This window comes from Frankia sp. Hr75.2, assembly GCF_949319125.1.
In the GTDB taxonomy this organism is placed as follows: domain Bacteria; phylum Actinomycetota; class Actinomycetes; order Frankiales; family Frankiaceae; genus Parafrankia; species Parafrankia soli.
In genome coordinates this window covers 1-10681 of sequence record NZ_CASGGV010000049.1, presented here as the reverse complement: position 1 = coordinate 10681, position 10681 = coordinate 1, and the positions used below count along the sequence as shown (strand labels likewise).

Below are 10681 nucleotides of genomic sequence, written 5' to 3'. Positions count from 1 at the left end.
GTCCGGGCCAGCGCCTGCTCTCTGGCGGCCTTCGCGCCGCCGACTGGGCCGAGCGCGGCGAGCACCGTCGCATGTGAGCCGCCCTCGCAGACGGTGACCGCGCGGACCTTCGGATAGGCCCCCGGTGCGTCGACCCGCCCGGCCGGCAGGCCGAACGCGGCGATGTTCTCCTTCGAGGCCGGCACGTCGGACTCCAGCCCGTCGATGCCCATCAGCCGCCACGTCGACGCCCGACTGGGTGCCGGTGCGTACCCCAAAGGCCAGGTTCATCGCGATGTACGATGACGTTGCCTCCCCGGGCTGCGGTGCGGCAGGCGTGTACTGGCTTTATACGTCTGAGGAGTAGCTTCCGCCGCCATGACAAGCAGTGTGTCTCGACCGACCGATGCAGCAGAGGTGATGGATCTGGTCGGCAAGGCGTTCCGCCAGACACGGCAGCCGATCGAGCAGCTCGTCCGCGATCACGGGATCACAGCTGCGCAGTACGGCATCCTCTATCAGATTGCCGCGAACCCGGGGATCTCGCGTGCTGAGGTGGCACGGCAGAACTTCATCAGCCCGCAGGCAGCCCAGGTCGCGCTCGCGACGCTGGAAAGCAAGGGTCTTGTGGCTCGGCAGTCACGGAGCGACAGTCAGCGCATCGTCGGCGCTGCCCTCACGGAGGAGGGGGAGCGGGTGTTCCGGGCGTGTGACGCGAGGACAGCGGCTCTGGCGGAGGACTTTGTCGCGCCGCTCCGGGTCGTCGAACGGCACATGCTCATCGATCTCTTGCGGCGTTGCATCGAGCAGATGGCCGAGCCTTCAGCCTAGAAGGCTTCTGCCCGAACGCCCTGCCCGCTATGAGGGGTCGAAGGTGACGTGGACGGCGTTCTGACCACGGAAGCTCAGACCTTGGATGCGAGGCGTCGGCCGGCTTTGACCAAGGCGCAGGTTGGGAACCCATGCAACGGTCCGCTCAGCCTCGATGCGCGACCTCATTGGTCCGCGTCTTCGAGGATCATGGCTGCAGCCTTCTCCGCGATCATGATCGTCGGCGCGTTGGTGTTCCCGCTCGTGAGCTCGGGCATCACCGAGGCGTCGACGACCCGCAGGCCCTGCACGCCCACGGCGCGCAGCCGGGGATCGACGACTGCCTCGGGACCAGTGCCCATGCGGCAGGTCCCGGCTGGGTGCATCGCCCCGTGGCAGTTCTGGGAGCGCAGGAACGCCTCCCATTCGTCGTCACTTGTCACGTCCGCGCCTGGAAGAGCCTCGCTCGTGACGTGGTCGCTCATGGGCGAGGTGTCGAAGACCTGGCGGACCTGGCGGCAGCCGGCGACGAGATCCCAGAGGTCGCCCTCCTCGGCGAACATCTCGTGCTGGATGAGTGGCGGGTCCGCCGGGTTGGCGGAGCGCAGCTGGACGGAGCCTCGGGAGCGGGGGTGGAGCAGGCTGAGGTAGACGGTGACGGTGGCTCGGTCGAGCACCTGCATCTGGCGCACGTCGTGGGTGCCCGAACCCGAGAGGGTCTCGGCCTTGATGTCACCGGCGTTGGCGCCGACCAGGGCGATCGGGGTGAAGCCGGCCTCGACCTCGGTGCGGGAGCTGTCGGCGTTCAACTTGCTGAACATGATGGCGTGGAAGATGCCGGCGGCGGCCGGTCCCCGGCCGCGGAGGAACGAAAACCCGTGCTTGACGATGCCCCTCAGTGTGAAGTCCATGCCGAACGTGGGGACGTCGATGTTCCACAGCATCGACACAACAGGGTGCTCCTGGAGGTTGCGACCGACGCCGGGGACGTCCGCAACGACGTTGATACCGTGGCTGCGGAGGTGGTCGGCCGGCCCCACGCCTGAGAGCATGAGGAGCTTCGGCGAGGCGATTGCCCCGGCGCTCAGTACCACCTCCTTGCTAGCGCGGGCGGTGAGCAGGCGGCCCTTCCAGCGGTACTCGACGCCGACGGCCCGGTCACCTTCGAGCAGGACCCGCTCGACGAAGGCGCCGGTAACGACCTTCAGGTTCCGGCGCCGCCACGCCCCGCGGAGGTGAGCTCGGGACGCGGAGTGGCGGAAGCCACGGCGCACGTTGGCCTGGCCGACGCCGACGCCTTCCTGGCGCTCGCCGTTGTAATCGTCGGTGTAGGGGTGGCCGGATGCGTCGGCGGCGGCGACGAAGGCGTCGGTGATGACGTGCGGGGCCCGGACCTTGCGGACCTGGATCGGGCCCTTCACGCCGCGAGTTGGGGTGCCGCCGATGTAGCGCTCGGCTCGTCGGAAGTAGGGCTCGACGCCCTGCCAGTCCCAACCGTCGCAACCCTGTGCGGCCCAATCGTCGAAGTCGCCGGCATGGCCGCGTACCCACATGACACCGTTGATCGAGCTGCCCCCGCCGATGACCCGACCGGCCATCCAGAGCCCGCCGGCGCCGTTGCGGGACTCATCGGGCGCGGCGCGGTAGTCCCAGACGATTCCCGAGATCCGGCAGGCCTTCTGCACCAGCCCTGGGACGTGGATGAACGGATGGCGGTCCGAGCCCCCCGCCTCGAGCAGCAGCACCCGGGTGCGGCGGTCCGCGCTGAGGCGATTGGCCAGCACACAGCCGGCGGAACCGCCACCGACAACGACGTAGTCCCAGCTCACGATCGTCCCCTCCACCCTCTGCCGGCGGAGCTCGATAGTAGCAAAACTGTTGATGTAATTGTGTGTGCTGGTCGGACAGGTCGGTCAACCTGCTGATGGGTGGGTGCCGCTTGGCGTAGGCGAGACCCCGGCCGGACGATCCGCACCCGCTCCTGAGGAGCGACAGGCGGGCGCAGGAGCGATAGCCGCTACGGGCCCGCCCGCCGGGCTCCGGGCTCCGGGGTCGCCGCCATGACATGCCGTCAGATCGGATCGCAATAGTCTTGCTATCGCGAGGGACGGTGCCTAGTGTGGGGCGGTGTAGCCCTGTGTGCGCGTAAGGAGGGGTGATGATGCTGGCGATCCGTGGTGGTTCGGTCGTTGACGGTTCGGGACGGCCTGCGGTTCCGGCGGACGTGCTCATCGAGGACGGGGTCATCGCCGGGGTGGGGGCCGACGTTGTGCGCGCGGCCGATGTCGATGAGACGATCGACGCCTCGGGCCTCGTGGTCAGCCCCGGTTTCATCGACTTCCACACCCACTACGACGCCCAGGTGTTCTGGGACCCGGCGCTGTCGTCCTCGTGCTGGCACGGGGTCACGACGGTTGTCGGCGGGAACTGCGGGTACTCGGTGGCGCCCACGCTCCCTGAGCGCCACGAGCTGCTGGTCAGCTTGCTGCACGACCTCGAGGACATGTCATCGGAGACCCTGCGCGCCGGCATCACCTGGGGCTTCGAGACCTTCGGCGAGTACCTCGACTGCGTCGACCGAGCGCGTCCGTACCTGAACTGGGCGGGCTACGTCGGCCATTCCGCGCTGCGCATCGCGGTCATGGGTCAGGACGCCTACGCGAGCGGGTCAACACCCGAGCAGGTCGAGCAGATGGTGGCGCTGGCTCGGTCGGCGCTGGACGCAGGAGCGATCGGTATCGCCACGACGACGTCGCCCGGGGGGCGCAACACTCCCAGCTGTCACGCCGGTCGCGACGAGGTGGTCGCGCTCCTTCGATGCCTAGCCGAGGCCGGCCACGGCCTGGCCGCGTTCGTGCCGGGGGGTGAGCTCGACCTCGCGTCGCTCTACGAGCTCCAGCCCGAGATCGGCCGCCCCTTCACCTGGACCGCTCTTCTGGCCAGCGACGGAGGGCAGCACCGCGAGCGGGTGGCGATCCACGAGGCGGGGCTGAAGGTCGGCGCTGACGTCCACCCCCAAGTCTCGTGCCGGAAGATGGTGTCCCAGGCGAACCTGAGCAACGGGTTCGCGCTCCGGTGTCCCGCGATGGTCGAGCTCGACCGCTCGACGTTCGAGGAGCGGATGGCGGCCTACGCCGACCCGGTCTGGCGCGAGCGCGTCCGGGCCGAGATCGCCATCAAGGCGTACGCCACCTGGGACCGGTGGTCGCTGGTGGAGTCGGTCAGCCGTCCCGAGCTGGTTGGTGCCACTGTTCTCGAGGCCGCCGGTCGGCTCGCGGTCGACCCGCTCGACTTCGTGCTGGACATCTCGCTCGAGGAGCAGCTGCGGACCAGGTTCCAGCTGGAGCTCTCCAACAGGGACGAGGGCGAGGTCCGGCGGCTCCTCCACCTCGAAGGGGCGGTCCTCGGGCTGTCCGACGCGGGAGCGCACCCCGACCAGCTCTGTGACGCGGTCATGCCGACCGATCTCCTCGGCGGCTGGGTGCGTGACCGGCAGGCCCTCTCCTTGGAGCACGCCGTCCGCAAGCTTTCCGGAGAGGTCGCTGACCTGCTGGCCATCCCAGGGCGCGGCTACCTCCGGCCGGGCTTCCACGCGGATGTCGTCGTGTTCGACCCGGCGACCATCGCGCCCGGCCCGGTCAGACGGGTTCGCGACTTCCCGGCCAACGGAGAGCGCATCCTCGCTGATGCGCCTGGCGGAATCGAGCACATCTTGGTGAACGGAACGGCCATCACACGCGATGGGAAGTCGCTCGTGGGCGAGCTCGCGGCCGGCCCGGGACAGATCCTGCGCTCCGGACGTCGCTGAGGAGCGAGCCGTGCGAGTCTTGGACTATAGCAATAGTTCTGCTATTTTTCGGAATCTGATACCTGCTCGTACTCTATTGGCGGCGTCGGGCAAGCACGTTGGCGCCGAGGGGAGGCAAGGTGAAGAAGGACGAACTGATCTTGGTGAGCGTGGATGACCACGTCATCGAGCCGCCGGACATGTTCGAGGGCCGCCTGCCGGCCAAGTACGCCGACCGGGCGCCGCGGCTCGTGCCGGACGACGGTGGCGGGGACAAGTGGGTGTTCGGTGAGGGTGAGGCCCGCAGTTCGGGACTGAACGCGGTGGCTGGCCGCCCGCCGGAGGAGTACGGCCTCGAGCCGCAGCGGTTGGAGGAAATGCGGCGCGGTTGTTATGACGTGCATGAGCGGGTGAAGGACATGAACGCCAACGGTGTGTTGGCGTCGCTGAACTTCCCGTCGATGGCCCGGTTCTGCGGGCAGTTCTTCGCCAGCCGCGTGAACCAGGATCCTGAGCTGACGCTGGCGGTGGTGAAGGCGTACAACGACTGGCACGTCGAGGGTTGGTGCGGCGAGTACCCCGACCGGTTCATCCCGTGCGCGATCCCGCCGATCTGGGACCCACAGCTGATGGCGGAGGAGGTCCGGCGCACGGCGGCCATGGGCTCGCATGCGGTGAGCTTCTCGCTGAACCCGTACGCCCTTGGCTTGCCGTCGTTGCACAGCGATCACTGGGACCCGTTCTGGGCGGCATGTGAGGACACCGAGACGGTTGTGTGCGTGCACATCGGCTCGGGCACCGTCGGCATCGTGACTTCGCCCGATGCCCCGATGAGCGTCGAGATCAGCTGCAACGCGAACAAGACCTTCCCGACGGCCGCGGATCTGGTGTGGTCGCCGATCTTCCAGAAGTTCCGCAACCTGAAGATCGCCCTGTCCGAGGGCGGCATCGGCTGGATCCCGTACTTCTTGGAGAAAGTCGACTACGTGTACAAGCGGCACCGGGCGTGGACGCGCCCGGAGCTGGGTGGCCGGCTGCCAAGCGAGATCTTCCTCGAGCACGTTGTGACCTGCTTCATCGTGGATGACTTCGGCATCGAAAACCTCCACCACATGAACGCGGACATGGTCACCTGGGAGTGCGACTACCCGCACTCCGACACCACGTGGCCGGAGTCACCAGAGGCGGTGGCCGACTCGGTGCGGAGGTTGAGTGACGAGGTGATCGACAAGATCACCCATGAGAACGCCATGCGGGTGTTCTCCTTCGACCCGTACTCGGTCCGGCCCCGGGAGAACTGCACGGTCGGGGCGCTCCGCAAGGAGGCCGAGGGGCATGACATCTCGGTCCAGTCCTATGGTTTGCGCGAGCACGTCGCGCAAACCATCGGGCAGTACCAGGAGCTCAGGGAGGCCGACAAGGGGGCCTGAGCTCCGCTCTTCGCCTCGGGACGAGGGCTCGACGCCGGTCGGCCGTGAGCGCGGCGTTGCTTCTCGGCATCGTGGAGGTGGGTCGTACGCCGGCCTGCTGTGCAGTTGCTCGGGGCGTGTCGTGGTAGCCCTCTGAGTCATGGGGAAGGTTTCGACGGCGAACAGGAGGAGTAGCAATGGTTCTGCTACTCCTCCTGTTGTTCTCGTCGGTCAGGGTCCTCCTGGTGCAGGGGGGCGCCCGGTCAATCGACCTGCGGCCTGATCACGCCGTCTCGTCCGGGCCGAGGAGCGACAAGCGAGGTGGGATGGATGAATCAAGGGCGACCGCTGCGCAGGATCGGGATCGACGTGGGCGGGACCTTCACCGACGGGGTGCTCGTGGAGGGGGCGCGATCCTGGTCGGTGAAGACACCATCGCGGCATGACGACATCGCCGAGGGGATCATCGAGGCCTGTCGCCTGCTCGCCGAGGAGTGCGGTGAGCCGCTGGAGCCGTTGCTGGCGTCGGTGTCGCACTTCGGCCTCGGCACCACGGCGATCACCAACGTGATCGCGTCGAGGGTGGGCCTCCGGGTCGGCCTGTTGACCACCAAGGGCTTCGAGGACATGTTCGCCCTTCCTCGGAGCCGCGACGTCGGGCCCGACGGTTGGCTGGTCCCGCCGACGCCGCTCGTGGAGCGTGAGCGGATCGTGGGGCTCGAGGAGCGGGTCGACCGGGCTGGGACGGTGCTCCAGCCGCTCGACGTCAACGCGGCGGTGGCCGCCGCCCGTCACCTGGTGGAGGAGCAGGGTGCCGAGGCGCTGGCCGTCTCGCTGCTGTGGTCGGTGGTGAAGCCGGCACACGAGGCGGCGGTGGTCGAGGCCGTCCGCCAGGAACTGCCCGCGGTCCCGATCACGAGCGGCGCCGAGTTGTCGCCCACGATCCGCGAGTACGAGCGCACCAACCTCGCCGTGCTCAACGCATACGTGGGCCGGGCCTTCGACGGCGTGGCCAGCCTGGGGGAGCGGATCCGCGCCCTTGGCCTCCAAGTGCCGGTGCTGCTCGTGCACTCCAACGGCGGGGCCATCTCCATCGACGAGGCCCGGGCCCGTCCCGTCTGGCTGGCGGAGTCGGGCCCGGCGGCCGGGGTGGCCGCGGCCGCCATCCTCGCCAACCAGCGCGACCTCGAGAACGTCCTGGCTTGTGACATGGGGGGCACGTCGTTCGACATCTCGGACATCTCTGGCGGTGTGCCGTACCGGGTGCGGCGGGGCTTCCTCATGGGTGTCTTCATGGCGCTGCCCCGGATCGATGTCGAGTCCATCGGGGCCGGTGGTGGTTCGATCGCGTGGGCCGACCGCCGGGGGCTCCTGCGCCTTGGGCCGAGGTCGGCGGGGTCGCAGCCGGGGCCGGCTTGCTACAGGCGCGGCGGCACGGAAGCCACGGTCACGGACGCGTTGGTGGTCCTCGGCTACATCGACCCGGAGCGGTTCCTCGGGGGCCGCATGCGCCTCGACGCCGATGCCGCGCTCGCCGCCTGCACCCGCCTGGGCGAGCTCCTCGGCATCGACGGCCACGAGGTGGCCTGGGGCATCCGGGGGTTGGCGCTGGCCGAGATGTCCAAGGCGGCCCGCGGCCGGCTCGCTGCGCGGGGCCTCGACCCGTCCACGTTCTCGCTCGTGAGCTACGGCGGCTGCGCCTCGCTGTTCACCGTCGAGATCGCGGCGTCGATCGGTGCTCGACGGGTGCTGGTCCCCCGTCAGGCGTCAGTGCTCTCCGCGCTGGGCGCGGCGGCTTCTGAGGTGCGACGCGAGCGGCAGGTACCCGTGCTGGTGGAGTTCCCTCTCCCAGAGGGCCTTCTGGCGAAAGTCGGCGATGAGCTGCGGGACCGGGTCGAGCAGGACCTGCTCGCGGATGGCGTACCGGCCGGGAGCTGGGACGTGGTGCTGGAAGCGGACATCCGATACGCCGGCCAGCGCTCGGACCTGACCGTCACCTGCGACGAAGGCGACGAGGTCTCGTTCGCGGCCCGCTTCGAGGAGGAGTACGCGCACCGCTACGGCCAGGGTTCCATAGTCCGCAGCGCGGTGGTGGAGCTGGTTGCCCTGCGGGCCGTCGGCTCGAGCCGTGTGCTCGGCGAGGGCCTCCTGCCGTCGCGCGTGACCGCGGGGACATCGGGTGCCGTCGGTGTGGCCGAGCGGTCCGTCCGGGTGGAGCGCACCGGGTCGCCGTCGCTGGTGACGTCCTATGACGACTCGCTCGCCCCGCTGCCGCCCGGCCGCACGTCGGGGCCGCTGCTTATCGACCGTCACGACACGACCGTGTGGATCCCTGAGGGTGCGACGGTCGAGTCGCTTCCCGACGGGACGCTGGAGATCGAGGTGCCATGACCATCACCGCAGATGCTCCCACCGACCTCGACCCGATCATGGTCGAGATCTTCCGCACCCGGCTCGAAGCCATCAGCGTGGAGGCGGGAGCGGCCATCGAGAACACGGCCATCAGCCCCATCGTCACCGAGACCAAGGATTACGCCGTCACCCTGCTGCACGGGGATGGCAGGTTCCTGGGTGGAGCGGCCGCCGTCCCGGGCCAGTTCGGCGTGGCGATGCACGCGGTGGAAGGCTCGCTGGCCCGGCACCGCGGCTCGATCGTCGAGGGCGACGTGTTCATCGCCAATGACCCGCACACGGACGGCGGGTTCCATCCCCAGGACGTGGTGGTCCAGCGGCCTGTGTTCCTCGACGGCGAGCTCATCGCCTGGGTGGCCATATCGGCCCACATGCTCGACATGGGCGGTATGGTGCCCGGCTCGTCGGCCACGCAGGCCACCGAGTGCTACCAGGAGGCCCTGCGCTTCCCGTCGGTCCGGCTGTTCCGCGCCGGGGTGGAGTGCGAGGACATGTGGGAGGTGTTGCGCACCAACCTCCGGTCCTTCGACGTCATCGAGATGGACCTGCGCAGTCTCGTCATCGGCTCGCACGTCGCCGGGGAGAAGGTGCGCGGCCTCGCCGTCGAGGTCGGCCTCGGATCGTTCCGAGCATGGTCAGGTCAGCTCGACACGATCACTGGCGCCGAGTTCCGCCGCCGCCTGTCGGTGCTCGAGCCGGGGTCGTACCGGACGACGGCCTTCGCCGAGGTCGGTCAGGAGCTTCATCACTTCCCATGCACGTTGCACGTTGGTGCCGGCGAGCTCACATTCGACCTGACCGGAGCGCCTCCGCAGATCCCGCACTTCGTCAACTCGAAGCCCTACATCGTGAAGGCAACCCTTGTCCCGGGTCTGCTCGGGGTGATCGCTCCGGATCTTCCGCTGACCCAGTCCGTGTACGAGGCCATCGAGCTTCTCACCACGCCGGGCACGATCCTGGACTCCCGGTCACCTGCACCCATCGGTGCCGCCCACATGGACTGCACCATCGCCGTCAACTCGGCTGCCTTGCAGTGCATCCAGCTCGCTGTGGCTGCGTCGCCGGGCGCCGTGACGCCGCGCACCGCTCCTCCCTATGACGCTCAGGGCACCACCCGGTGGTCGTTCGTCAACGAGACCGGCAACCGCACACTGCTCACGCTGCTCGACGGCGTGGCCGGTGGCAGCCCCGCCGGGATCGACCGGGACGGGATGGACATGACCCGCGACCTCGCCGGCCGCCGCAGCGGCCTGCAGATGGCCGACGTAGAGGTGACCGAGTCGGTCTACAGCGTGCTGTACCGGTCGCGGGGAGTTGGTCTCCGGTCGGCCGGCGAAGGCCGGTACCGCTCCGGTGCCGGCTGTCGCACCGTGCTGGAGCCGCACGGCGTCCCGCTGTGGGAAGGCAACATGACCGGCACCCGGGGCTGGTTCCCGTGCGCCGGGATGGCCGGCGGCCGGCCCGGGGCGCTCATGTCGTTCCGCGTCCTGCGGGCCGACGGCTCCGTCGAGCAGCTTGGGATGCATGACGCCGGCATCGACCTGCGTGAAGGGGACCGCTTTGAGCTGTCGGCGGCCAGTGGTGGCGGGTACGGCGACCCGCTCGACCGCGAGGCCGCTGCCGTGGCCGCCGACCACTCTGCAGGTCGGACCAGCGCAGCGGACGTACGCGAGCTCTTCGGCGTCGTGCTCACTTCCGACGGGAAGGCCGATGGCCTCGCCACCGAAGCGCACCGAGCGTTCCTACTGCGGCAGCGGCTCGAGCAGGCCAGCCCCGCCAGCTCCCCACCGCCGGCCACTCGACCTGATGGCGAGGAGTGGCCGCTGTTCCCCGGCATCGTCCAGCGCGGGAACTGTGCTGTATCGGTCCGGAGCGGAGCTGTCCTTGCGGTCGCTCCAGTGCATTGGACCGACGGGTGCCCGGTGCTGGAGGAGCCTTACGGAGGTTCTGGGGCTGTGCCGATCGTCCTGCGCTCATACCTGGACCCGGCCACTGGCCACTCCCTGCACACCGAGGTCGTGCCAGCGGGGTCAGGCCGGTCGTTCGCGACCTTGCCCACCCGCTGGGCATAGGTCGACGCAGACGATCGGCCAGTTCCCTGGCATCGTCCAGCGCGGCCACCGCATGCGCGATGCCTCACACTGCCGGGGCGATGGTGCCGGTGACCTCGCCGAACCCGATGCGGACACGGTCGGCGCCCGCCGCTGTGGCACGGATGGTCACGGTGTCGCCGTCCTCAAGGAAGGTGCGGGTGGAGCCGTCGGAGACCTTCACCGGGTCGCTG

General features: G+C 69.1%; 6 protein-coding genes and 1 pseudogene. 5 read left to right on the top strand and 2 right to left on the bottom strand.

Annotated features, from left to right (window positions below; genetic code table 11):
• Positions 1–212, bottom strand: a pseudogene (locus AC559T_RS05550) (IS4 family transposase); the annotation flags it as partial.
• A 145-nt stretch (positions 213–357) separates the two neighbouring features.
• Between AC559T_RS05550 and AC559T_RS05545 the strand changes: the two are divergent.
• Positions 358–810 carry a MarR family transcriptional regulator gene (locus AC559T_RS05545; RefSeq protein WP_112108766.1) on the top strand — a complete coding sequence of 151 codons (453 nt, stop codon included), beginning with the start codon at positions 358–360 and terminating at the stop codon, positions 808–810.
• Between the two features lie 164 nt (positions 811–974).
• Here AC559T_RS05545 and AC559T_RS05540 read toward each other — a convergent pair whose 3' ends face one another.
• Positions 975–2618, bottom strand: coding sequence for a GMC family oxidoreductase (locus AC559T_RS05540; protein WP_498867980.1), 1644 nt, complete (start codon positions 2616–2618; stop codon positions 975–977).
• A 329-nt stretch (positions 2619–2947) separates the two neighbouring features.
• Here AC559T_RS05540 and AC559T_RS05535 point away from each other — a divergent pair, with 329 nt between their 5' ends.
• The 4 genes from AC559T_RS05535 (at position 2948) to AC559T_RS05520 (ending at position 10469) form a co-directional block, all read left to right on the top strand.
• Entirely contained in the window at positions 2948–4597 is a 1650-nt protein-coding gene (locus AC559T_RS05535) for an N-acyl-D-amino-acid deacylase family protein (RefSeq protein WP_131628068.1), read from the top strand.
• Positions 4598–4716: 119 nt separating this feature from the next.
• The gene (locus AC559T_RS05530; RefSeq protein WP_112108769.1) at positions 4717–6006 is read left to right on the top strand and encodes an amidohydrolase family protein; all 1290 of its coding nucleotides are present in this window, start codon (positions 4717–4719) and stop codon (positions 6004–6006) included.
• Between the two features lie 309 nt (positions 6007–6315).
• Positions 6316–8376, top strand: a complete 2061-nt coding sequence (locus AC559T_RS05525; protein WP_498867979.1) for a hydantoinase/oxoprolinase family protein — start codon at positions 6316–6318, stop codon at positions 8374–8376.
• A complete protein-coding gene (locus tag AC559T_RS05520; protein ID WP_498867978.1) occupies positions 8373–10469 on the top strand; it encodes a hydantoinase B/oxoprolinase family protein in 2097 nt (698 codons plus the stop codon). The genes AC559T_RS05525 and AC559T_RS05520 overlap by 4 nt, the downstream gene beginning before the upstream one ends.
• The last annotated feature ends 212 nt before the right edge of the window (positions 10470–10681 follow it).